The following is a 23,574-nucleotide window of genomic DNA, read 5'->3' as shown; positions in this document are numbered from 1 at the left end:
GACCCATGGACACCCTGCAAAACATGCGTGCTTTTAGTTGCGTCGCGCAAGTCGGCAGCTTCACTGCCGCGGCCGTGCAACTGGATACGACCACCGCTAACGTATCGCGGGCGGTCTCCAATCTTGAAGCCCATCTGCAAACCCGCCTGCTCAACCGCACCACCCGGCGCATTGCCCTGACCGAAGCCGGCAAGCGCTACCTGATGCGCTGCGAACAGATTCTTACCTACGTCGAAGAAGCCGAAGCCGAAGCCAGCGACGCCCATGCGCGCCCGGCCGGGCAGCTCAAGGTGCATTCGATGACCGGGGTCGGCCAGCATTTCGTCATCGATGCCATCGCCCGCTACCGCGAAACCCACCCGGACGTGACCTTCGACCTGACCATGGCCAACCGCGTGCCGGACCTGCTCGACGAGGGCTACGACGTGTCGATCGTGCTGGCCAGCGAGCTGCCAGACTCGGGCTTCGTCTCCCAGCGCCTGGGCATTACCTACAGCATCGTCTGCGCCTCGCCCGAATACGTGAAGCGCCACGGTATCGCCCACAAGCCCAGCGACCTGCTCAACCACGCCTGCCTGCGCATGGTCAGCCCGGTGATCCCGCTGGAAAAATGGCTGTTCGACGGGCCCGAAGGCCAGGAAGTGGTGAACATCACCCAGGCGCCGTTCCAGGTGAACTCCGCCGATGCGATGAAAACCGCGATCCGCAGCGGCATGGGCGTTGGCGTACTGCCGATCTACTCGGCCATAGAGGGCCTGCGCGATGGCTCGCTGGTGCGGGTAATGCCCGAGTACCGCCTGCAGGAGCTGAACCTGTACGCGATCTACCCGTCGCGCCAGTACCTGGATGCCAAGATCAAGACCTGGGTCGAGTACCTGCGCAACTCGCTGCCGGAAATTCTCGCCGCCCATGAAGCGGACCTGAAAACCCATGAACTGCGCATTGCCACCTGAAATCTTGCTGCACAGCGGCGGTGGAGAATGATAGCGTGCTACCCATTCTCCACCGCCCGCAGAGATTTCGCCGATGAAAAAGACCGTCCTTGCCTTCAGCCGCATCACCCCGGCGATGGTCGAACGCCTGCAGCAAGACTTCAACGTGATCGTGCCGAACCCCAAGCTCGGCGACATCAGCGCCCAGTTCAACCAAGCCCTGCCCCAAGCGCATGGCCTGATCGGCGTCGGCCGCAAACTCGGCCAGGCGCAGCTGGAAAACGCCAGCAAGCTGGAAGTGGTCGCCAGCGTCTCGGTGGGCTACGACAACTATGACCTGGCCTACTTCAACCAGCGCGGCATCGCCCTGACCAACACCCCCGACGTGCTTACCGAAAGTACTGCCGACCTCGGTTTTGCCCTGCTCATGGGCGCGGCGCGGCGGGTCGCCGAGCTGGATGCCTGGACCAAGGCCGGGCAATGGCAAGCCACCGTCGGCCCGGCGCAGTTCGGCAGCGACGTGCACGGCAAGACCCTGGGCATCGTCGGCCTGGGCAATATCGGCGCAGCCATCGCCCGGCGCGGGCGCTTCGGCTTCAACATGCCGGTGATCTACAGCGGCAACAGCCGCAAGCCAGCGCTGGAGCAGGAACTCGGCGCGCAGTACCGCAGCCTCGATGAACTGCTGGCTGAAGCTGATTTCGTCTGCCTGGTGGTGCCACTGGGCGCGCAGACTAAACACCTGATCAGCAGTCGCGAGCTGCAGTTAATGAAACCCAGCGCGTTTCTGATCAACGTCTCCCGTGGGCCGGTGGTCGATGAAGCGGCGCTGGTCGAAGCCTTGCAGGCCGGCACTATTCGCGGCGCCGGGCTGGATGTCTACGAGAAGGAGCCGCTGGCCGAATCGCCGCTGTTCCAGCTGAAAAACGCCCTGACCTTGCCGCATGTGGGTTCGGCTACCGCCGAAACCCGCGAGGCCATGGCCAATCGGGCGATTGATAACCTGCGTAGCGCCTTGCTCGGTGAACGGCCACGGGACCTGGTCAATCCGCAGGTGTGGAAGTCGGCCTAATCAACCACCCTTACCGTTACCAGTGGTGAAATCTGCGACGGCAGGCTGAGCACCGAGAGATCGAAAAACAGCACACCAGTACCGCCCAGCGCGCTTTGCAAATAGCGCCTGGGCAGTACGAAGTCGTGCCCGCGATAGTCTTCCCAATGCTCGATTGCATGCGAGTCCGAGAAAGTTTCCGGCTCTCCTCCCGGTGGAAAACCAATCCAGCCAAGCAGCAAGGTTGCCCCTTGAGAGCCCTGCAAGCCTGGCAAGGCGTAACCACTGAGCGTCAGCCCCGCCTCGCCCACCTGGGAAAGGCTGACCGTCCAGCTCGCATCTTTGAGCGTGGGCGGCGCGACCACCGGTTTATCGGACTTGCCCATTATCACTTCCATGACCGTTGCCTCGAGCGCTGCGGATGTGTTGAGCGCAAGTTACGCCCTTGGAACGTCCCTGAAACCTGGCATTTTTATCAGGTACTGCGTCGGCCTCATCGCGGGTCAAGTCGGGGCGCCGCACCGCCGCTCCCACAGATTAATCCCAACTTGTGGGAGCGGGCTTGACCCGCGATAGCTACCGCAAGGCCACCACCGGCTCGACCACCTTGGGCCGGGGTTTGCGAAACACCAGCACATTGCCCAGCATCACCAGCACCAGGCCGGCCAGCGCCGGTGCCGTCCATTGGTAACCCTCATAGAACGCCGAGACGTTCAGCGCCACCAGCGGGAACAACACCGTGCAGTAAGCGGCCCGCTCCGGGCCCATGCGCCCGACCAGAGTCAGGTAGGCGGTAAAGCCGATCACCGAGCCCGGGATCACCAGGTACATCAGCGAACCGATGTAGCGCGTGTTCCATTCCATGGCGAACGCAATACCGCTGACCAGGCAATACAGGCCAAGCATGCTGGCGCCATAGAGCATGCCCCAGGCATTGGTGGTCAGCGGGCGCAAACCGGCTTTTTGTTGCAGGCTGGAGAGCATGTTGCCGGCCGAAAAGCACAGGGTTCCCAGCAGCGCCAGGCCCAGGCCGATGATGGTTTCACGGCTGGCGGCATGCCCGGACAGCTCGGGCCAGAACAACAGGCCCAGCCCGGCCAGGCCGAGGGCGCCACCGGCCAGCACATTGGCGGCCACCTTCTGGCCAAAGAACACCCGCGCATTCAGCGCGTTCCACAAGGTCGCGGTAGAGAACACCACGGCGATCAGGCCGCTGGGTATCCACTGGCTGGCGGTCAGAAAGCACATGAAGTTGACGCAGAACAGGCACAACCCCTGAGCCAGGCAGATCATGTGACCGCGACGGTTCATCGGTTGCAGGCGGCGGCTGAGCAGCAGAATGACAAACAGCACCAGCGCCGCCAGGGCAAAGCGGTAGACGATCGACACCGGGATGGCGACCACCCCCAGTTGCAGCTTCAGGGCAATCCAGGTGGTGCCCCAGATCAGCACAGTGAGCAGGTATAACGACAGGTTCATGGCGGCACTCCTCAATTCCAGGCCACCAGTGTGCAGCCGCCCACGGCAACGGCACTTGCACATTCTTGCGCTTTTGCGCAGGCAGCAGCTGTCAGCCCGGACGCGGCGGAGTAGGATGGCCAATAGAGGTAGCGACCATGACGCCGTTGGACCAGCTGCAAGTTTTCAAAGCCATGCACGACTCACCCCATGCCCGCCTGGAACACAGCGCGCACCTGGGGGACGGCCTGGCGGCAGCCCTGTGGAACAACCGCCACGACGCCCGCGACTACGAAGCGCCCAGCCATCACACCCTGTCGTGCTACATCGCCGACGGCACCGGCACCTTTCGCCGCGACCGCCCCGGCCACACCGGCTCGCCCGACAAACTGTGCATCATGCCCGCCGGTTCCGCCTCGCACTGGGTGGTCAACGGCTCGATCCGCCTGGCGCACCTGTATATCAGCCAGGAGCAGTTCGCTCTCGGCTGCGTCAGCCTGCTGGACCGCGAACCGCGCGAGCTGCAATTGCAGGAAGCGACCTTTCTCGACGATCCCGAGCAGGCCCGGCGCTTTCGTCAGTTGATTGCCCTGGACTGGGACGAGCCCGCCGAACGCCTGCTGACCAGCAGCCTGGCTCACGAGATTCTCGACCACGCCCTGCTCAGCCAGGTCGGCCTGCGCCAGGGCCTGCGCCTGAAGGGCGGGCTGGCCGCGCACCAGCGCCGGCAACTGAGTGAATATGTCGAAGGCCACCTGGATCAGCCGCTGAGCCTTGGCGAACTGGCGACGCTGTGCAACCTTTCCGAGTACCACTTCGCGCGAATGTTTCGTCAAAGCTTCGGCCTGCCGCCGCACCAGTACCTGCTGGCCCGGCGCCTGGCCAAAGCGCGGCAGTTGCTCCGCCATGGCCAACTGCCGCTGGGCGAAGTGGCGCTGCTGTGCGGCTTTGCCAGCGCCAGCCATTTCAGCAACCGCTTCCGCCAGGCCCTGGGAGCAACGCCCGGCGCCTACCGGGCGGCCTTCAACAGTTAAAATTCGAGGGTGCTGGACAGGCTGACCTGGCGCGCATCGCCCACCGAGACAAAGTTGCGGTTCACCGCCGAGCTGTAATAGGTGCGGTCGAACACGTTCTTGACGTTCAATTGCAAGCGCACCTTGTGTTCGTCCAGGCGGGTTTCGTAACTGGCGAAGGCATCGGCGACGGTGTAGCCCGGCAGCTCGAAATCGTTCTCGGCGTTACCGGCCCGCTCACCGACATAGCGCGCCCCGGCGCCCAGGCGCAGGCGGTCGCCACCGAACAGGCTGCCGGCGTCATACACCGCCGACAGCGAGCCGCTGTGGCGCGCCACGTTCTGCAGGCGATTACCTTCAAGCGTCGGGTCCTGGGTGACTTCGGCGTCGGTGAAGGCATAGTTGCCGATCAGGCTCCAGCGCTCGCTCAACTGCCCGGTCAGGTCCAGCTCGATGCCGCGCGAGCGCACCTCGCCGGCGTTGCTGTAGAGCGTGTCGCCGGTAGCGGAATCGAAGTTGGCCACCAGCACGTTGCGCTTGCGGATGTCGAACAGCGCCAGGGTGCCGGTCAGCGCCCCCGGCATGTCGAGCTTGGCGCCCAGTTCCCAGGATTTACCCTCCTCCGGTTCGATCCCCGAATCCAGAACCAGGCCGCCGGTCAGCGGGGCGATGCTGGAGTTGGGCTTGAACGATTCGCTGTAGCTGCCATACAACGACAACTGCTCGTCAACCTTGTACACCAGCCCCACCCGCGGCACCCAGGCCTGACCGTTGGTGTTGGTATTGGCCTTGAACGGCCGCCCGCGCCCGGCGAGCTGGTCGTACATCTGGTAGCGCGCACCGGCGACCAGAATCCAGTGTTCATCGAGGTGGATCGAATCCTGGAAGAACAACGAGTCGCTGCGCAGCTTGTCGGTCTGTGCGCTGTCGCTATCGCGCACGCTGGTGCCCTCAACTTCGCGGCCATACACCGGGTCGAGGTAACTGAAAGTGCTGAGGCTGCCCTGGCGGATCAGGTCGGCACGGTAGACCTTGCGGTACTCATTGTCGAGGCCGAACAGCAGGTCATGCTGCATGCCCGCCAGTTGCACCTTGCCCTCCAGGCTTGCGGTGGCGAAACGGTCGCTGCTGAGCGCGCCGCGGGTGCCGTCCATGCTTCGGCTCAGGGTGCCGCGGGCGGCGTTGACGGCGGTCACCCGCACCTGGCTGGCGTCGTAGGTTTCGCGGTTGTAGCTGAAGCCGAAGTGGGCTTTCCAGTCGTCCGAGAGCTGATGATCGACTTCCAGGCGGTAAAGGTCCGAGCGCCCTTGCATGTCGTTGAACGGCTCGTCCAGGCGCCGGGTGCTGGGGATGTCCAGCGGGTGGTTGGTGCGCGGGTCGATGGCCGTGCCGCGGTCGAACGGGTAGAGAAACTCGCGGTGCTCGTAGGCGAGCAGCACCTGGCTGTCTTCGCCGAACCAGGCCAGCGACGGCGCCACCAGCGATTCACGGTGGGTACCAAAGTTGCGCCAGTAGTCTTCGTCTTCATGGTCGAGCACCAGGCGGTAGGCGAAGTTGCTCTGGCCCAGGGCACCCGTGCTGTCCAGGCCGCCACCGCTGCCGTTCTTGCCGCTGCCATAGCTCGAGCCGCGCAGGTTCAGGGCGTTGTATTGCTGCAGTTGCGGGCGCTTGCTGACCACGTTGATCACCCCGCCCGGGTCCTGGATGCCATACAGCAACGAGGCCGGGCCCTTGAGCACTTCGACCCGCTCAGTGCTGGCATTGAGGCTGCGGCCCTGCACGATCGGCATGCCGTCGCGCATGATCGAGCCGTCACGGTTGTCGCCAAAGCCGCGCTTCATCACCGTGTCCTGGGTGCCGCCGAAGTTGTTGCCCTGGGTCACGCCGCTGACGTTGGCCAGGGCATCGTCGAGGTTGCGCGGGGCCTGGTCCTTGAGCACCTGGGCCGGCACCACGTTGATCGCCTGGGGCGTCTGCATGATCAAAGCCTGGCTGCGCATCACCGAGCTGCTGGCTGGCGGCTGGTAGCTGTAGTCGGCATCGGCTTGCGAGTTCACCGTGGTCGCGTCGAGCTTGAGCGCAGCGCCGGCATCGAGTGGTTCGAGGGTCAGGGTGCGGGCATCGACCCGGCGTGCGGCAAAACCGGAATTGCCCAGCAGTTGCTGCAGGGCTTGCTCGGCGCTGAGGCTGCCATGCAGGGCCGGGGCGTTGAGCGCCGGCAGATCGGTGGTATAGATCACGCTTTGCCCGGTCAGCCGGCTGAAGTCATTGAGCGCCTGCACCAGCGGCTTGCTCGGCTGGGCAAACACATAGACTTGCTGCGCGGCCACCGCGCCCAGGGGGAATGCGCCCGCTGTGGCCAGGGCCGAGACACTGAGCCAGATTGAAAAGCTGCGCGCTGCCGAGGGGGTGAACTTCATGACCGGTAACCTGTGAAGGAGTGACGTTTATGCGAATGAATCGCACTTTCACTCACTACACGGTTGCCGCGCGAACTTACCTCATCAGTTTTCTGAAAATATTTTTCAGCGGATCAGCGTCACCCGCTCCAGCAGGGTATTGCGCTTGAAGCCCAGCACCGCGCCGAGCGAATCCAGCGCCGCCAGCGGCTGGCTGGCCGGGAAGCTGCCGCTGACCTTGCGTTTGCCCAGTTCGCTGTCGAGCACGATGATGCGCCCTGGATAGTAGCGGGCCAGGTCGTCGATCACCGTGCTCAGCGGCACCTGGTAGTAATTGAGCCAGCCTTGGCGCCAGGCCAGGCGCGACTCGCTGTCCACCGCTTCGACGGCGCTGGCGGTGCCGTGGCGGTAGGCCACCTGCTGGCCGCCGCTAAGCTGTTGCTGCAAGCGCCCGGGCTCGGCGGTCACCGCCACCCGGCCATCGAGCACGGTGACCCGCGCGCCGCCATTGTGCTTGCGCACCTCGAAGCGGGTGCCGAGTACCCGCGTCTCGCCCTTTGCCGCCTCGACCACGAACGGCGCGCCGGTGTGGGTGACATGAAAGAACGCCGCGCCACGGCGGATCGTCACCTGGCGCTGACCCTCGCTGAAATCTACCGACACGGCGCTGCCAGCATCCAGGGTCATGTGCGAGTTGTCGGCCAGCACCACTTCCTCGACCTGCCCCGGCGCCGTGACGTAATCCGCCTGCAGGTCATCCAGCCAGTAGGCCGGATGCCAGCCGGCAGCGGTGCCCAGCGCCAGTACCAGGCAGGCAGCGGCAGCCAAGGTGGCGACACGGCGCCAGGTGCGCCCCGCTGGCGGTTGCTGCATGGCGCGCAAGTAGCCTTGCAAGGCCGGGTCGTCCTCGGCTGCCAACAGGCTCGCCGGCGCTTCGCTCAGGCGCCACAACGCCTGGGCCTGGGCATAGGCGCGGCCATGGGCCGGATGGGCGAGCAACCAGCGCTTGAACTCGGCGCGCTCGGCCAGTTGCGGTTGCTCGTTGATCCGGCTCAGCCAGCCCAGTGCGGCCTGGTGCTGCGCGGCGGTGATGTCAGTCATGGTGCTTTCCCTGGCTTGCGGGTGCTGGCCGGCGGCAGCTCGATACTCGCCTTGCACGCCTCCAGTGCGCGCATCATATGTTTTTCCACCGCACTCTGGGACAGGCCCATGGCCTTGGCGATCTCGGCGTACTTGCGCCCGTGAATGCGGTTGAGCAAGAAGATCTGCCGGGTACGCTCGGGCAGTTGGCGCAACGCCGCCTCGATGCGCTGCAGGTCGCTGTTTACCTCCAGCGCCACTTGCGGTGCGCTGACATGCTCGTCGGCCACCTCCAGTTGCAGGCTGTCGTTGACCCGCTCGCGGGCACCTTCGCTGCGCAGGTGATCGATGGCGATATTGCCGGCGCAGCGCAGCAGGTAGGTATCGAGCGCCTCGACCTTGACCTGCGGCCGGCGCCAGAAGCGCAGGAACAACTCCTGGATCAGGTCAGAAGCTGTGGCCCGGCAGCCGATGCGGCGGCTGACCAGGGCTTCCATCTGCGCCCGTTGGGCGAGAAACACCTGCACAAAGCGCGCCCGCCCGCTGGCCCCGTCGGTGTCGTTGCCACCTTCAGCGGGCAGATCGAGCGGCTCGTTGACCAAGCTACAGCGACGCCAGGGCAGTCAATGGCGCCAGCACCACGCTGGCCGCCGCCAGGCCCAGCAGCAGGCGCGGCTGGTAAGGCAGGAGGAACACCCACAGGGTGACGCCGGCCATCAGCACCGCGAACAGCTCGACCAGGCCCATGGCCCAGCCGCTGTGGCGCACCGCCAACAACAGCGCCAGGGCCAGCAGCGCCCAGCCCGCCACCCGCAGCGCCACACGCCGCGCATTGCTCGGTGGCTGTCCGAGCAGGTCCTTGTAGTGCTTGTCCATGGCCAGGCACAGGGCGGCGAAGCCGGCAAAACCAAACAGGGCAATGGCCAGCATCAGTTCACCTCACTTTCAATCAACGTGCCAGGCGCGGCCTTGGGCTTGCGCTTGGGCGCGACTAGCGGCGCCCGCCACATCTTGCTGGCAGCCCAGGCCAGGAACAGGCCGCTGGCCAAGGCGGTCAGGTCGAAACCGGCCATGGCCCAGTCGCCGACGGCGAGCGAGTGGTTCAGGCCCTGGCCGGTGGTCAGGCCGTTGAGCAGCGGCAAGCCCGCCCACATCAGCGCGCCGAGGCCCAGTTGCTCGGCCCAGGCTCGGCGGCCGCGGCGCAGCATGGCGTGCACCAGTGACAAAGCCCAGAGCAGGAAGAAGCAGTTGGTCTCCCAGTCAGCACGGCCTTCAAGGTCGATCGGCAACAAGCGGTTGGCCCAGAAGAACGCCGCCACACCCAGCAGCAAGCCGCTCATGCTGGCGATGTTGAGCACCTCGACCAGGCGCAGCTCGAACGGCTGGGTGCCGCTCTTGGCATGCTTGAGCTGGCGCTTGCCCAGCCACATGACCAGGCCGGTGCCGATCACTGCGGTGCCGGCCAGGCCAAAGAAGAAGTACAGCCAGCGCAGCCACGGCCCGGCGAAAATGCCCATGTGCAGGCCGTACATGCCGCCGGAAATCAGCACCGGCGTGGCCTCGATCTGGCTGCCGCCCTCAAGCGTGCCGTTAACCCCGTCAAACAGCCAGCCACCGCCGCGCTGGTGAGCGATACGGTCACCGGCATGGCGGGCAAACCGGACCCGGGCGTTCTGGTCACCGGGGTTCTGTACCTCGACCCAGGCAAGATTGGCCCCGGGCGCCTGCTCCTGGACCTTGGCGTACAGCTGCGGCAAGGGCAGCAACGGCGCCGCGGTGCCGGCGGCCTGGACCTGGCTCTGGCCGCCGAACAGGTCGTTGAAAAAGCCACGGGTGTTGTCGCCATAGCTGGCGATGATGCTGGCCGGCATGACCATGGCCATGAAGATCACCAGGCTGCTGTAGCTGATCATCAGGTGAAACGGCAGCACCAATACGCCGATGGCGTTATGCCCGTCGAGCCAGGAACGCTGGCCCTTGCCCGGGCGGAAGGTGAAGAACTCCTTGAAGATCTTCTTGTGGGTAATGATCCCGGTCACCAGGCCCAGGAGCATGATGAACGCGGCAAAGGTCGACAGCCAGCGGCCCCAGGGGTGAGGCATCTCCAGCTGGAAATGGAAACGGTAGAAAAAATTGCCGCCACGGGTCTCGCGCGCCTGTAATTCGGCGCCGGTGGCAGGGTCGAGGGTTTTGGAAGTGAAGTCGCGGCGCCCGCCTCCAGCCTTGGGCCAGCTCACGCTCAGCGCCGGTTCGCGAGCGTTGGGCAACTCGATGAACCAGCTGCCCGCAGTCGGCGCATGCTCTTGCAGGTAGCGTTGGGCCAGGTCCAGGCTGGCCGCCGGATCCAGCGCCCGGCTGGGCACTTCCGGCTGGGTCCAGTGGCTGATTTCTTCCTTGAAGTAGGACATGGTCCCGGTCAGGAAAATTGCAAACAGCAACCAGCCGAAGATCAGCCCGGTCCAGGTATGCAGCCAGGCCATGGCCTGGCGAAAGCCCTCTTTCATGGGTTTTTCATCCAGTAGGCCAGGCCGCTGATCATCGCCAGCACCAGGCTCGGCACCAGTACTCCCAGCCAGGCCTGCCAGGCACTACGACAGGCGAAGCACCAGAGAAAAGCCACCAGGTAGAACAGGAACGACAGCATCATGCCGCTGATCACAGCCTCCGCACGCGGCACGGGCAACAGCAGGGTGATACAGACGCTGGCCATGGCCGCCAGCAGGTAGCCACCGAACACGGCAGCCAGGCTGCGGGAAGTCACGGCCAGGCGATAGCTGATGGGCAGCCCGGCGGCTTTGCTTTTCATGGCATCAGTCCATTACGAGAAGCGCACAATAATAATGATTTATATTCTCATAAGCAAAACCGCAGGCCGGCCGATCAGAACGACAGGTCGACGCCCATGGTGTAGCGGCGGCCGTCCAGCACGGTCTGGTAGTTGTCGTAGTCCACTTCCTTGTTGAAGACGTTGTACACACCGGCCAGCAGCTTGACGTTCTTGGTCACCCGGTAGGTACCGCCGAAGTCGACGAAGGTGTACGACGGCGTGCCGTCGGACATGGTGGTGCGGCCCAGGTAGTCCGAGGTCTTGCCGCGATAGTTCAGGCGCGCCCAGGTGCCCAGCTGGTCGGTGGCCTGCCAGTCGAGGGTGGCGTTGAACATGTGCCGCGGCATCTGGTTCAGGGCCTTGCCTTTCTGCGGGCCGCTCTTCTGCTCGGAGGCGGTGAAGGTGTAGTTGGTGGCCAGCGACACGGTCTGGGTGATGTCCCAGTCCAGGGTCGCTTCGATGCCGCGCATCTGCGCCTCGTCAACGTTGACCCGGTCACTGATGAACTTGTACGAGGTACCGCCGATCTGGCACTGGCCCGAGGCATTGCCGGTGCTGTCGGTGCAGCGGCGGGTCTCGGTGATCTTGTCCTTGAAGTCGGTGTTGAACAGGGTCAGGCCGGTGGAGAATCCTTCGAGGTTGTCCCAGATAAAGCCGATTTCCTGGCTCAGGCTCTTCTCCGGCTTGAGGCTGGAGTTGCCGACGATGATCGCCGGGTCGCCACCGCCACCGGTGATCTGGCCCCAGTCATCGACGGCGGCGCGGATGTCCGGCGAGCGGTAGCCGCTGGATACACCACCTTTGATGGTCCACTGCTCGGTCGGGTGGTAGACCCCGTACAGGCGTGGCGACCAGTGCGTGCCGTAGTTCTCGTCGCGGTCCATGCGCAGGCCGCCGGTCAGGGCGAAGGCTTCGGTCAGGCGCCATTCGTCTTCGGCAAACAGGGCCCACGACCAGCGGGTCAGCTGGTTGACGCTGGCCGCCGAGGCCAGTTGGTTGCCTTCGTCGCTGAGGTCTTCGTACTTGTACTGGCCACCGAAGGTGGTGATGTGCGAATCGCTGAAGAACGACACCTGCGAATTAAGCACAGTGTTTTCCAGTTCCATGCGCCGACCCGGGTTCTCGATCTTTTCGCGCTGCAGGTAGCTTTCGCTGGTTAGGCTGTCCCAGCGCCCGGAATGGGTGATGGAAAAGTTGGTACGGTCGTAGTCGTTACGGCTGGCGGAACGACTGGCCGAACGGCCGACGTGGGAGTTGCGCTCCTGCTCGGACTTGCCCGCTTCGAGGGTGATGTCGTTGTGTTCATCCGGGGTGAACGACAGCTTGGCCGTAGCGCTGTCGGTGCTCTGCTCGTTGAAGCCGTTGACGATATGGTCTTCGTCGCGGCGCGAGCGCTGGCCGTACAGCTGCAGGCCGACCAGGTTGTCGACCAGGGGCCCGGAGATGAAGGCGTTGGTGCTGTTGTAGTTGCCCGAGTCGGAGCGGTCCTGGAAGGTTGCTTCGGTGCGCACGCCGCCGTACCACTGCGGGGTGACCTTGCGGGTGATGATGTTGATCACCCCACCCATAGCGTCGGAGCCATACAGCGAAGACATCGGCCCGCGCACAACTTCAATGCGCTCGATGGCTTCCAGCGGCGGCATCCAGCCCTGCTCGATACCGGCGCCGTCACTGTTCGGGCGGGTGGCACGCGAGTCCTGGCGTTTGCCGTCGACCAACATCAGGGTGTACTTGGAAGCCATGCCGCGAATGCTGATGTCGCTGGAGCTGGCGCCACCGGTGACCACCACGCCCGGCACATCGCGCAGGGCATCGGTGACGTCACGGTAGGACTTGTTCTCGATCTGCTCGCGGGTAATCACCGAAATCGATGCCGGCGCATCCTTGATCTGCTGGGAGAAACCCGACGCGGTGACCACCATGTTGTCCAGCTCCAGCGGCTGGTTCTGAGCTGTGGCTTGCACGGTGTAGAGCGAGCAGAGGGTAAGCGCGAGGCAGGATTTACTGAAAGTCGGGGACACGAGGACCTCTCCCTGAGAAATGTAAAGGTTGCGTAAATTCATCTATGGAGCGAATGCTATTCATTCTCAAATGTGAGTAAAGCGTATTTACGTTTTTTACATTTCCCCGATCCTCTGCTACGCCCGTCAGTCAGGCACCGATTGCCGAGTAGTGGCACCTTTCACTACAATGCGAACAATTCTTATTCTGTTGCGCATCCCGGCGCCGGAGTGTTCACGGTGCCCAGCGCTCCCCCTTCCTCGCTCGAAGGCCTCTACCTCGACCATCACAACTGGCTGACCGGCTGGTTGCGCCGGCGTCTGGGCTGCCCCGACAGTGCCGCCGACCTGGCCCAGGACACCTTCATGCGCCTGCTCCAGGGCCGCGAAACGCCGCTGCTCAACGAGCCGCGGGCGTTCCTCACCACCGTCGCCAAGCGGGTGCTGTGCAACCATTACCGCCGCCAGGACCTGGAGCGCGCCTACCTCCAGGCGCTGGCGCAGTTGCCCGAAGCACTGGCGCCGTCGGAAGAACACCGGGCAATCATTTTCGAAACCCTGCTGGAGCTCGACCGTCTGCTCGACGGCTTGCCGCTGGTGGTCAAGCGCGCGTTCCTGATGGCCCAGGTCGATGGCCTGAGTTACGCCGAGATCGGCGCGCAACTGGGCATCTCCCTGGCCACGGTCAAGCGCTACCTGAACAAGGCGGCCATGCGCTGTTACTTCGCCCTGTGAACGGCCATCAGGAGTTTTCCCCGCAGGTGGCCGAACAGGCCGTGCACTGGCTGATCGAGCTGCAGGGCGGCGCCCTCGATGCGCGTCAGCAACAGGCCCTGCAGCAATGGTTGCAGGCCGACGACAACCACCAGCGCGCCTGGGAGCACATTCAGCGGGTCAATCAACGCTTGCGCGGCCTGTCCTCGCCCCTGGCCCACGCCGCGTTGCAGGCGCCACGTTCGGCCAGCCGCCGCCGGGCGCTGAAAACCCTGCTGATCCTCGGGGTCGGCAGCGCCAGTGGCCTGGCCTTGCAGCAGCACAACCCGTTGCCGACATTGCTTGCCGATTACCGCAGCCCGGTCGGCGAACGCCGGCGCCTGGCCCTGGACGACGGCAGCCTGCTGCTGCTCAACACCCGCAGCGCCGCCGACGTGCGTTTCGATGCCAGCCAGCGCCTGGTGCACCTGCTCGAAGGTGAACTGCAACTGACCGTGGCCGGCGATAGCCGACCGCTGCAACTGCGCAGCGAACACGGCCTGCTGAACCTGGGCAACGGCCGCTACAACCTGCGCCAGTTCGCCGGCTACAGCCAGTTGGCGGTGTTCGAAGGCAGCGCCAGCCTGGCCGGCAATCGCCTGGGGGCGGGCCGGCAAGCGCGCTTCAACGGCCCGCATTGGCAGGCCAGCCAGGCCCTGGACAGCAACCTCGGGGCCTGGGTCGACGGCATGCTGGTGGCTGCGCACATGCCCCTTGGCGCGTTTCTCGACGAGCTCGGCCGCTACCGCCGCGGCCAGCTCAACTGTGCACCCGAGGTGGCCAGTTTGCTGATCTCCGGCAGTTATCCGCTGGCCGACAGCGAACGCATTCTCGACCTGCTCGAGGTGGCGCTGCCGGTGCGCGTGCGGCGCTTTACCCGCTACTGGGTGACGGTCGAAGCGCGGGCCTGAACGTTTTTTCCACTGACCTGAGCCGTTTTCACCTCTCGCGTGACAGAGAAGGCAGAACCCTTTGCTTCGACCTTCTCAAGGACCTTCTGCATGCCCCTTCGACCGAGTCCACTTGCCCAGGCCCTGCGCACCCTGCTGCTGGGTGCCAGCCTGAGTTTCAGCGCCGTTGCCGTCCAGGCAGCCGAGGCCCCGGCGCGCACTTACCAGATCGCCCCGAGCACGCTGGAAAACGCCCTGAACCAGTTCGGCCGTGAAAGCGGCGTGCTGATCTCGTTTGGCTCGCAGCTCACTCGCGGTGTGCATAGCCCCGGCCTGCAGGGCCAGTACAGCCCGCAGCAGGGTCTCGATGCATTGCTGCAAGGCACCGGCCTGCACGCCCGCGCCGAAGGTGACAACGCCTTCAGCCTGCAACCGCTCGCGGCCACCAGCGCGCCGGTCGAGCTCGGCGCCTCTACCGTGGTCGGCGACTGGCTGGGCGCGGCGCAGCAAGACAACGTCTTCGAACATGCCGGTGCCCGCGATGTAATCCGCCGCGAAGAATTCGAGCGCAGCGGCGCTACCACCGCGCGCGAAGTGCTCAACCGCATCCCCGGGGTCAACGCCCCGGAAAACAACGGCACCGGCAGCCACGACATGGCGCTGAACTTCGGCATTCGCGGGCTCAACCCGCGCCTGGCCTCGCGCTCAACGGTGCTGATGGACGGCATTCCGGTGCCGTTCGCACCCTATGGCCAGCCACAGCTGTCGTTCGCTCCGATCAGCATGGGCAACATGGACGCGGTGGACGTCGTGCGCGGCGGCGGCGCGGTGCGCTACGGCCCGCAGAACGTCGGCGGTATCGTCAACTTCGTGACCCGGGCGATCCCCGACGAGCCGACGGTGAAAGCCGGTTTCCAGACCCAGACCAGCCCGTCGTCCAGCCACGACGGCTTCAAGACCAGCGCCAACCTGCTCGCCGGCGGCACCAACGCCAACGGCCTGGGCGGCGCCCTGCTGTACTCCGGCAGCCGTGGCGGTGACTGGCGCGAGCACAGCGACACGCAGATCGACGACCTGATCCTCAAGGGCAAATACCAGCTCGACGAGGCCAACAGCCTGCACGCCATGGCCCAGTACTACGAAGGCGAAGCGCAGATGCCCGGCGGCCTGAGCGTTGCCGACTACGATGCCGACCCGTACCAGTCGACCCGCCTGCAGGACAAGTTCTGGGGCCGGCGAACGATGTTCAACTTCGGCTATGACTACAAGGAAGACGCCCGCCAGTTCAGCGTCAACAGCTTCTTCACCAAGACCCTGCGCAGCGGCTATCTGGACCAGGGCAGCTTCGTCTCGCTGTCGCCGCGCGAGTACTGGGTACGCGGCATCGAAACGCGCTTCTCCCAGGGCTTTGCCCTCGGCGAGAGCTGGCATGAAGTGGGCGTAGGCTACCGCTACGTCAACGAAGCCGGCCACGAGCTGCGCTACCGCGAGCCGATCGCTGCCAACCAGTTGCCGACCAGCGCCAGCCGCAACGACCGCGACACCCGTGGCAGCACCGAAGCCCACGCGCTGTTCCTCGATGACCGCATCGACATCGGCCAGTGGACCATCACCCCGGGCATCCGCTACGAAATGATCGACTCCGAGCAGTCGAACACACTCAACGGCCAGCGCTACCAGGGCGACTACAACACCGCGCTGCCGGCGCTAAACGTCATGTACCACCTGACTGACAGCTGGAACCTGTACGCCAACACCGAAGGCTCGTTCGGCAGCGTGCAGTACAGCCAGATGCCCAACCGGGTCAGCAGCGGCGAAGTGAAACCGGAAAAAGCCCGCACCTGGGAACTGGGAACCCGCTACGACAACGGCAACCTGCAGGCCGAGATCGGCGCCTTCCTGATCAACTTCGACAACCAGTACGAAAGCAACCAGACCAACGATTCGGTGATCGCCCGCGGCGAAACCCGCCACCAGGGCATCGAGACCAGCGTCAAGTACGCCCTCGAAGGCCTCAACCCGGCGCTGGCAGGTTTCGACGTGTATGCCACCTACGCCTTCGTCGACGCTAAAATCCGCGAAGACGGGCCGAACAAGGGCAATCGTGTGCCCTTCTCCTCGCGCCACAAAGGCACCTTGGGCATCGGTTATACCGAAGGCCAGTGGCAGCTCAACCTCGACAGCAGCTACCAGAGCGACCAGTTCGCCGACAACGCCAATACCGCGGCCGAAAGCGCTGACGGCAGCACCGGGCGCATCCCCGGCTACATGCTGTTCAGCAGCCGCGCGGCCTACGATTTCGGCCCGCAACTGTCGAATCTCAACGTCGCCGTGGGAGTGAAAAACATCTTCAATCACCAGTACTACACCCGCTCGTTCGACGACAACAACAAGGGCAAGTACGTGGGTGAACCCCGTACGGTATACCTGCAGACCTCCGTCGCGTTCTGATCCAGCGCATGCAAAAGCCCGGCCTGTGCCGGGCTATTTGCTACAAGATATTTTTATTTCAAAAGGGCTTGAATTGTTTGGCCAAGTGCCTGACCTTGTAGTCAAGAGGCGATGGTTGTCACAGGCCGCCAAGGCCCCATCGATTCTCTTGCGAGCTAGCTGAATAAGGGATTGAACTATGCAAATCCAGGTCAATAGCGACAACCATATTCAAGGCAACATCCGGCTGGAAGAGTGGGTCCGCAGCACGGTAGAAAGCACGCTCGAACGATATGACGAAGACCTCACCCGCATCGAGGTCCACCTGCGCGACGAGAACGGCGACAAGCCAGGTCCGCACGACAAACGCTGCCAGATGGAGGCACGCCCAAAAGGCCATCAACCGATTTCCGTAAGCCACAAGTCCGCATCCCTCGACCAGGCTGTCGAAGGCGCCGCAATCAAACTGAACCACGCCCTGGAGCACTTCTACGGCAAACTGCGCAGCAAACGCGCGGTGGCCCAGCAAAGCATCGACGGCGCCCAGAATGACGGGCTGTTGCAGGAAGAGTTCCTGGAGAACGAGCAAGCTCGTATCAACTGAACAAGCAGCAACGCAGACGGTAAAAAGGCGAGCCCAGGGGGCTCGCTTTTTTTATGCTCAGGTTTTTGAAAGCTTGATCAGGCCGAAGCCGATAAACAACCAGGCTGAGCCAATGATTGTCAGCCAGGAAGCCACTAGCATTCTGCGTCGAAGGAACCGAGGGAAGTTACGCAACTCTTCGGCATCCATCATCCCTGATCGAACACTGAGTTTCGGATAGAGCAATGCTCCGCTGATTGTACTAAGCAGATAGCAACGTGACCTCCAACCTGTCGTCCCCCAGAAAGGCATCTGCTGTTGAAGCCAAAAACTCTTTTGCAGGCTCGCAATCATAGTCTCAAAGTTTCGACTTAGGGCAAGGTAAGTACTCATCGCCACACCAGACATCATGATCACGAACGGCGTGAACAAGAAGGCGAATCGTAACCCTGGATGCCAGGTGTAATATTCAAAGATCATGACTCCATGCCAACTGTACCTCTGCACTATTCAATCTTTCGATAATTTAAGAAGCGCTACGGCTATTAGCATCCAGGCAAAGCCAGTAGTCGTCAGCCAGACGGATGCAACCATTCGATACCTAAGGGGTTTTGGGAAATTTCGTATCTCGTCTGCCTCGAACAAGCCTCTACGTATTCCGATCGCCGGAAAAACCATCGCAGCACAAACAGTGTTAACCAAGTAGCAACGTGATTTGAGACTCGAAGTGCCCCAGAACGGTATCTGTTGCTTAAGCCAGCGACAGTTTGGGAGCGCTGCAATCATGGTGTTGAAGTCACGGCTACAGGCTATATGCGCACCTATCGCCACGCCGGAAAGACTGAGCACGAAAGGAGTCAGCATGAAAGCAAATGCCCACCAAGAGCTCCAAAATTCCGTCATGGATTGACCTTTTCATATACAAAATCCCCGAGCCATTCGCCACCTGTTTCACCTCCTGGTCCACCGGCAAGCGACCCACAAGAAAAGCTTCTGACCTCAGCAAATCGAATCTTTTTACACCCATCCGTCTCCTCTGCCCTGCAAACTTCCAAGGCGAGCCCATGGGGCTCGCTTTGGAATGTTCAGGTTGCTGAAAGTTTGAGAAGGCATACACTTAAGAGCATTCCTATGCACCCCAAAATCGTGAGCCAGAACGATGCGATCAACCACCGTCGAAGGTAAGGTGGAAAGTTACGTAAGTCTTCTGCATTCAGCCTCCCGGTGCGAACACTGAAGCTCGGGAACACTAGAAAGCCTGAGACACCGGCAACCAGATTGACTCGAGCCGTCGGAAGGATCAGCCCTCCCTTTAATATCTGCTGCTCTGGCCAACGACTGTTCTTAAGGGCTGCAAGCATGACGTTCAAGTGTCGACTACTGGCCACGTATCGGTTGATAAATACGCCTGTCACACCAGTTACAATGGGGGTGAGCAGGAATGAAATCTGGATATCAGAATGCCAAGTGTAGTAATCAAGCGTCATGGTTCCATCCGGTTGTAAAGTACCTTCGCCTTGGGCTCAAATAATTCCTGAATAACGAGCAAGCTCGCCTCAACTGGTAGTCAACGACGTAGACGGTAAAAAGGAGAGTCCATGGGACTTGATTTTTTATGCTCAGGTTTTTGAAAGCTTGATCAAGCCGACACCGATAAACATCCACGCCGAACCAACGATTATCAGCCAGGAAGCAATCAACAATCGTCGCCGAAGCCGTGGAGGAAAGTTGCGCAGATCCTCTGCATCCATCATTCCCAGGCGGATACAGAGCTTTGGATAAAGCATTGCACCGCAAATTGTGCTGAGCAAATAGCAGCGCGATTTCAACCTGGTGGTCCCCCAGAACGGTATCTGCTGCTTGAGCCAGAGACTGTTTGGTAGGCTGGCAATGACGAGGTCGAAGTCACGGCTTCGGGCGATGTAGGTTTCCATGGCTACGCCAGATAAGAGGATGACAAAGGGCGCAAAACCGAAAGCGATCGCAACGCTCGGCGGCCAAGTGTTTATGTCAATCATGTTTCACCTGATAAATCTTGTCTCCTAGCCATTCTCCAAATGAGCCACCGCCGCTCCCTCCTGCAAATGATCCCCCTCCCACTAGGACGATTCCACATACCGCCAGACCAATTCCGCCGGCAGCCGCAGCGGCGACGCCACATACAGCTACAGCTGTCTTCCCTCCCAGATAGGCACCAGCAGCACCACCCGCCAACCCCCCAGAAAAACTCCCAGCCTCAGTAAATCGAATCTTCTTACACTCCTCCGTCTCCCCCGCTCTACACACTTCCTGCACTTTGAGAACCGACGCGCCGCCCCCCAGGGCAATACCGACATACCCACCGTGCTTAAGGTATTTCGCGGTCCGGGATACCTGCTCAAGGTGCGTGGCGTAACCCGGGATCTCACCCGACGCGCCGGCACGGCTCCAGTGGTGAACCAGGCTTTTGGTCGAGATGCCGAGGTCTCGACGCAGGCTGTCGTAACTGCCCAGGTTCAATGGCTTGTTGAGAAACGCCGTCTTCAACTGGGCATCCAGCTGGCGGTACAGCTGTTGGCGGGAGGCGAAAAACTGCGGGCTGTTCAGATGCCCGTAGGTGCTGAACGAGCGCTGATGCAGCTGTTCAAGCGCACGCAGGCTGTTTTCAACCTGGCTCAAACCATGACCGAGCATGTCTTTGCCGACGCCCATCGACTGGCTGGCGCCGCTGAACAAGCCGGCGATTTCACCCTGGTAGCGGACCATGAAGTTGGCCTCTTCCTCGGTCAGCGGCGCCAGTACCTCGCGCACCTGGGCGGCAGCGGCCATCAGTTGCGCTTCCTCACGGGTGCAACTCATGCCGTTGTCGGGGTCGCCGAGGACGAACAGCTCGCCTGCCTTGAAGCCTTCGGCGAAGGTGGGGTTAAGCCGTTGCAGCCGGGCACTGAGGTAGCGGTTTTCGCCGCCAAGCCGGGCCAGCATCTGCTGACCCGACATACTGCGTGGCACCACATAGAAGCCCGGCTCCAGCGCGCCAGGCGCACTGGACATGGCTGAAGCGGGATTAGTCGTGGCGATGGCGGCTGGCCTTGGCGTCGCCGCAGGCGGCTTGAAGGCCTGGCCAGCCGGCGCGGCAAAGCCGCCCGCTACCGGCGCCGCTCTGGCGCCGCTACCATCCAGCGGCGCGACCAGGCGGTTGCTGCCGGTCGGGCAGCCGCAGTCGATCTGCGCACCATCAAAGGCGATCGGCAGCCCGTTGATGGTCCAGTCAGCATACCCTTCGGCAATCTTGCCGGCCTGGCCGCACTCCGGGCATGGCGTGGTGGCATCCCCCAGGCGCAGGCTGCCGACCCCGTTCTGCAGGTGACTGGACTGGCTGCTGAGGCAGGTCGCCCCGCTGGTGGTCGGGTCGCCATGCTGCCCGGCGCCGCGACCATTGAGGCTCAGGCGATAAACCATCGCTCACCTCGCGCTCGTGAGGAAGTCGTCCGCCATGGGTACACCGTGCTGCTTGCTGATCAGCACGGTGTTTTGTGGGGTGTCGATGATTTCATCACCGTTGCTCAAGGCACTGCCGACCAGGGCAATGGCCTGATCCTGCAGTTGCCCCTGGGCTCCGGCGCCACTGATGATGTGCGCGCGGCTGCCGTCCGGATACTCGGCATAGTCACCGGTCTGCGCCACGCGCACCACCTGGCCATCGTCCAGGGTGATGGTCAGTGGGGCGCTGGCCTGGCGAATGACACCACCCTTGCGCGTGCGGCTGCCTTGGGTTGCCAGACGATAGATGGCTTCGGTAACAGGCGATGAAACGGCTGCGCTCTGTTGCGAAGTCAGCGCGTTGGTGAAGGGGGTGGCGGGTTGATTATTCCGTGTCATGTGTAGCTTCCTTGGGCAAATGAAGCCCGGAACCTAGCACGGTAAAGGTGGCCTTCTGCCTGGGCAGAGGCAATTCAGAAGCATCCCACTCGGTCGTAGGATTTAGCTGTCAGATATCGCAAAAGATCGTGAGAAAAGTTACCTGAACCAACCTTCCCCCTCCCGGTCAATCACTGCATGTCTTTGCCAGGTGAAGCACCATGATCAACCCTTTCGAACAGATCAACGACGCTTTCGCCCCCGAGTACCGGGTCAACCTGAGTATCGAGCGACTCGACGGCAGCATCATGCTGACCCTCTCCAACGACACCGGCATCGTCGCCAAGCGGCTGATCAGCCCGGCCCAGCGCAACGACCCGCAGCGCCTGCAGCGCTTGATCGAGAGCGTCCAGTTCGGTATCGCCATCGAACAGGGCCACAGCGCCGTGGAAATCCTCGCCGCCATGACCCGCAACGGTGCAAAAGCCGGCCAGGTTACTTCGCTTCCTCGATCTCCTTGCCACTAGCATCGATGGCTTTGGTCGACGGGTAGCGGTACGAGGCGTAGCGCACCACCAGGATCGAGAACGCCAGCAGCAGGATGCCGCCGCAAACGTACAGCAAACCGGCGTCCGGCGCCTTGTGGTGCGACACGTCGCCAATCAGCAGGCGGGTCAGCGCGGTGATCGCTACATACAGCAGGAAGCGGATCGGCATGTGGTTGGTCTTGAAGTAGATCCCGACCATGGCGCCGAGCTCGAGGTAGATGAACAGCAGCAGGATGTCGTCGACGCTGACGCCCTTGCCGAGCATCTCGATGAAGGTGACCACGGCCGCGTAGGCGGTGATGCCACCGATGCCGAACAGGGCCAGGTAGTGGAACGCCTCGACGCACAGGTTGCCCAGCGAGTCGGCCGAGCCATGCAGGCTCTTGCGCAGTTTGTCAGCCCAATTGATGCTCACGATACGGTTTCCTTGATACGGCTGGAAGGATGATGCGCCAGGCGCATGACGCTTTGTCTGCATGCAGTAAAAAGGCCAGGCCCCCTGCTTGAGAAGGCGACCGATTGCCGCAAGGCACAGCCATCGCTGGCCGTGCCCCTATCCTTTCAGTTCGCGGTTACCGAAACGTGTTTACTCCAGCGCCGAAGCCGGGCCGAAGAATTCGTAGCGGCTCTGCTGCTCGGGCACGCCCAGGCCCTTGAGGTGGCGCTTGACGCTGGCCATGAAGCCTTTCGGGCCGAGGAAGTAGGCGTCCACATCACGCTCTTGCGGCAACCACTGGCCAAGCTGATCGGCGCTGAGCAAACCCACGGCGTCCGCCGGCTGGCTGACGCCATCGTCCTCGGCATAGCAGTAGAAGCGCTTGACCTGCGGGTGGCGCGCCGCCAGTTCATCGACCCAGTCGCGAAAGGCGTGCACCGCGCCGTTGCGTGCGCAGTGAATGAAGTGCACCAAACGGCCGCTTTCCAGCGCCGCTTCGAGCATCGGCAAGGTCGGGGTGATGCCGACGCCGCCGCTGATCAGCACCAGCGGCTTGTCGCTGGCACTCAAGGTGAACTCGCCCGATGGCGGGAACAGGTTGATGCTGTCGCCTACCGCCAGCTGCTGGTGCAGGTAGTTGGAGACTTTGCCGCCGGCTTCGCGCTTGACGCTGATGCGGTATTGGCCAGCATTGCTCAGGGCCGACAGCGAATAGTTGCGGCGCTGTTCGACGCCGTCGATCAGCAGTTGCAACCCGATGTACTGGCCAGGCTCGGCCTGCAGGATCGCGCCGCCATCAACCGGGGCGAAGTAGAACGAGACGATTTCGCGGCTCTCCTCGACCCGCTCGACCAGCTTGAATGCGCGCGCGCCACGCCAGCCACCAGGGGCCGCAGCTTTTTGTGCATAGACCTCGCCTTCGGCGCCGATGAGGATATCGGCCAGTTGCTGATAGGCCGCGCCCCAGGCGGCGATCACTTCAGGGGTGGCGATGTCTTTGCCGAGGACTTCTTCGATGGCGCGCAGCAGGCAGCTACCGACAATCGGGTAATGTTCCGGCAGGATCTGCAAAGCCACATGCTTGTTGATGATCTGCCCGACCAGGCCACCCAGTTGTTCGAGCTGGTCGATGTGCCGGGCGTACATCAGCACGCCATTGGCCAAGGCCCGTGGCTGGTCGCCGCTGGCCTGGTGGGCCTGGTTGAACAGCGGGCGCACTTGGGGGTACTCGCTGAGCATCAGCTTGTAAAAATGGGTGGTCAGCGCTTCACCGCCGCTTTCCAGCAGGGGTACGGTGGCTTTGACGATTGCACGATCCTGGGCATTGAGCATGGATG

23 protein-coding genes are annotated in these 23,574 nt (G+C 62.8%); 8 read left to right on the top strand and 15 right to left on the bottom strand.

Translation table 11 applies throughout. The annotated features are described in order from the left end of the window. Window positions 1-5 precede the first annotated feature (5 nt). Window positions 6-953 carry a LysR family transcriptional regulator gene (locus tag ACIOVF_RS09355; protein ID WP_045197201.1) on the top strand — a complete coding sequence of 316 codons (948 nt, stop codon included), beginning with the start codon at window positions 6-8 and terminating at the stop codon, window positions 951-953. Window positions 954-1,026: 73 nt separating this feature from the next. After that, window positions 1,027-2,004, top strand: coding sequence for a D-glycerate dehydrogenase (locus ACIOVF_RS09350; protein ID WP_045197199.1), 978 nt, complete (start codon window positions 1,027-1,029; stop codon window positions 2,002-2,004). Here the strand turns inward: ACIOVF_RS09350 and ACIOVF_RS09345 are convergent. Both ACIOVF_RS09345 and ACIOVF_RS09340 read right to left on the bottom strand, forming a co-directional pair. After that, entirely contained in the window at window positions 2,001-2,369 is a 369-nt protein-coding gene (locus ACIOVF_RS09345; RefSeq protein ID WP_045197197.1) for a hypothetical protein, read from the bottom strand. The two genes, ACIOVF_RS09350 and ACIOVF_RS09345, sit on opposite strands and share 4 nt — an antisense overlap. A gap of 190 nt (window positions 2,370-2,559) precedes the next feature. Beyond that, a complete protein-coding gene (locus ACIOVF_RS09340; RefSeq protein WP_045197195.1) occupies window positions 2,560-3,462 on the bottom strand; it encodes a DMT family transporter in 903 nt (300 codons plus the stop codon). A 137-nt stretch (window positions 3,463-3,599) separates the two neighbouring features. On the opposite strand from ACIOVF_RS09340, the gene ACIOVF_RS09335 reads away from it, so the two are divergent. Then, window positions 3,600-4,475, top strand: a complete 876-nt coding sequence (locus tag ACIOVF_RS09335) for an AraC family transcriptional regulator (protein WP_195884991.1) — start codon at window positions 3,600-3,602, stop codon at window positions 4,473-4,475. On the opposite strand, the gene ACIOVF_RS09330 is transcribed toward ACIOVF_RS09335, so the two are convergent. The 7 genes from ACIOVF_RS09330 to ACIOVF_RS09300 form a co-directional block, all read right to left on the bottom strand. Then, window positions 4,472-6,874, bottom strand: coding sequence for a TonB-dependent siderophore receptor (locus tag ACIOVF_RS09330; protein WP_401289001.1), 2,403 nt, complete (start codon window positions 6,872-6,874; stop codon window positions 4,472-4,474). The two genes, ACIOVF_RS09335 and ACIOVF_RS09330, sit on opposite strands and share 4 nt — an antisense overlap. Window positions 6,875-6,979: 105 nt before the next feature. Next, the gene (locus ACIOVF_RS09325) at window positions 6,980-7,954 is read right to left on the bottom strand and encodes a FecR domain-containing protein (protein ID WP_045197189.1); all 975 of its coding nucleotides are present in this window, start codon (window positions 7,952-7,954) and stop codon (window positions 6,980-6,982) included. Next, window positions 7,951-8,514, bottom strand: a complete 564-nt coding sequence (locus ACIOVF_RS09320; protein WP_258717221.1) for an RNA polymerase sigma factor — start codon at window positions 8,512-8,514, stop codon at window positions 7,951-7,953. The genes ACIOVF_RS09325 and ACIOVF_RS09320 overlap by 4 nt, the downstream gene beginning before the upstream one ends. 22 nt (window positions 8,515-8,536) lie before the next feature. Continuing rightward, window positions 8,537-8,863: a DUF3325 domain-containing protein gene (locus ACIOVF_RS09315; RefSeq protein WP_401288999.1), complete on the bottom strand. Its 327-nt coding sequence runs from the start codon at window positions 8,861-8,863 to the stop codon at window positions 8,537-8,539. Further along, on the bottom strand, window positions 8,863-10,437 hold the full coding sequence (locus tag ACIOVF_RS09310; protein WP_258715765.1) for a PepSY domain-containing protein: 1,575 nt from the start codon (window positions 10,435-10,437) through the stop codon (window positions 8,863-8,865). The genes ACIOVF_RS09315 and ACIOVF_RS09310 overlap by 1 nt, the downstream gene beginning before the upstream one ends. Beyond that, window positions 10,434-10,739 carry a DUF3649 domain-containing protein gene (locus tag ACIOVF_RS09305; RefSeq protein WP_045197184.1) on the bottom strand — a complete coding sequence of 102 codons (306 nt, stop codon included), beginning with the start codon at window positions 10,737-10,739 and terminating at the stop codon, window positions 10,434-10,436. The genes ACIOVF_RS09310 and ACIOVF_RS09305 overlap by 4 nt, the downstream gene beginning before the upstream one ends. Window positions 10,740-10,813: 74 nt before the next feature. After that, a complete protein-coding gene (locus ACIOVF_RS09300; RefSeq protein ID WP_401288996.1) occupies window positions 10,814-12,781 on the bottom strand; it encodes a ligand-gated channel protein in 1,968 nt (655 codons plus the stop codon). Window positions 12,782-13,000: 219 nt separating this feature from the next. Here ACIOVF_RS09300 and ACIOVF_RS09295 point away from each other — a divergent pair, with 219 nt between their 5' ends. The 4 genes from ACIOVF_RS09295 (at window position 13,001) to ACIOVF_RS09280 (ending at window position 17,437) form a co-directional block, all read left to right on the top strand. Next, window positions 13,001-13,495 (top strand): sigma-70 family RNA polymerase sigma factor, encoded by a 495-nt coding sequence (locus ACIOVF_RS09295; protein WP_045197879.1) that lies wholly within the window; start codon window positions 13,001-13,003, stop codon window positions 13,493-13,495. Next, window positions 13,492-14,424, top strand: coding sequence for a FecR domain-containing protein (locus tag ACIOVF_RS09290; RefSeq protein ID WP_401288993.1), 933 nt, complete (start codon window positions 13,492-13,494; stop codon window positions 14,422-14,424). Before ACIOVF_RS09295 ends, ACIOVF_RS09290 begins: the two co-directional genes overlap by 4 nt. 90 nt (window positions 14,425-14,514) lie before the next feature. Continuing rightward, a complete protein-coding gene (gene fecA / locus ACIOVF_RS09285) occupies window positions 14,515-16,854 on the top strand; it encodes a TonB-dependent Fe(3+) dicitrate receptor FecA (protein ID WP_401288991.1) in 2,340 nt (779 codons plus the stop codon). Between the two features lie 178 nt (window positions 16,855-17,032). Next, window positions 17,033-17,437 (top strand): HPF/RaiA family ribosome-associated protein, encoded by a 405-nt coding sequence (locus ACIOVF_RS09280; RefSeq protein WP_045197178.1) that lies wholly within the window; start codon window positions 17,033-17,035, stop codon window positions 17,435-17,437. Window positions 17,438-17,494: 57 nt separating this feature from the next. Here ACIOVF_RS09280 and ACIOVF_RS09275 read toward each other — a convergent pair whose 3' ends face one another. The 4 genes from ACIOVF_RS09275 to ACIOVF_RS09260 form a co-directional block, all read right to left on the bottom strand. Next, window positions 17,495-17,896, bottom strand: coding sequence for a hypothetical protein (locus tag ACIOVF_RS09275; protein WP_045197177.1), 402 nt, complete (start codon window positions 17,894-17,896; stop codon window positions 17,495-17,497). Between the two features lie 1,139 nt (window positions 17,897-19,035). Then, window positions 19,036-19,434, bottom strand: a complete 399-nt coding sequence (locus ACIOVF_RS09270) for a hypothetical protein (protein ID WP_401288987.1) — start codon at window positions 19,432-19,434, stop codon at window positions 19,036-19,038. Then, a complete protein-coding gene (locus ACIOVF_RS09265) occupies window positions 19,427-20,854 on the bottom strand; it encodes a PAAR domain-containing protein (protein WP_401288984.1) in 1,428 nt (475 codons plus the stop codon). Before ACIOVF_RS09265 ends, ACIOVF_RS09270 begins: the two co-directional genes overlap by 8 nt. Window positions 20,855-20,857: 3 nt before the next feature. Beyond that, the gene (locus ACIOVF_RS09260) at window positions 20,858-21,274 is read right to left on the bottom strand and encodes a hypothetical protein (protein ID WP_401288981.1); all 417 of its coding nucleotides are present in this window, start codon (window positions 21,272-21,274) and stop codon (window positions 20,858-20,860) included. Window positions 21,275-21,474: 200 nt separating this feature from the next. On the opposite strand from ACIOVF_RS09260, the gene ACIOVF_RS09255 reads away from it, so the two are divergent. Then, on the top strand, window positions 21,475-21,780 hold the full coding sequence (locus tag ACIOVF_RS09255; RefSeq protein WP_123566509.1) for a DUF3509 domain-containing protein: 306 nt from the start codon (window positions 21,475-21,477) through the stop codon (window positions 21,778-21,780). On the opposite strand, the gene ACIOVF_RS09250 is transcribed toward ACIOVF_RS09255, so the two are convergent. Further along, window positions 21,749-22,216 (bottom strand): phosphate-starvation-inducible protein PsiE, encoded by a 468-nt coding sequence (locus ACIOVF_RS09250; protein WP_093379589.1) that lies wholly within the window; start codon window positions 22,214-22,216, stop codon window positions 21,749-21,751. The two genes, ACIOVF_RS09255 and ACIOVF_RS09250, sit on opposite strands and share 32 nt — an antisense overlap. A gap of 171 nt (window positions 22,217-22,387) precedes the next feature. Beyond that, entirely contained in the window at window positions 22,388-23,569 is a 1,182-nt protein-coding gene (hmpA, locus tag ACIOVF_RS09245; RefSeq protein ID WP_401288977.1) for an NO-inducible flavohemoprotein, read from the bottom strand. Between the last annotated feature and the right edge of the window lie 5 nt (window positions 23,570-23,574).

The sequence above is a fragment of the Pseudomonas sp. NPDC087612 genome, from assembly GCF_044743505.1.
Taxonomy (GTDB): domain Bacteria; phylum Pseudomonadota; class Gammaproteobacteria; order Pseudomonadales; family Pseudomonadaceae; genus Aquipseudomonas.
This window is presented reverse-complemented; position numbering and strand designations above follow the sequence as displayed.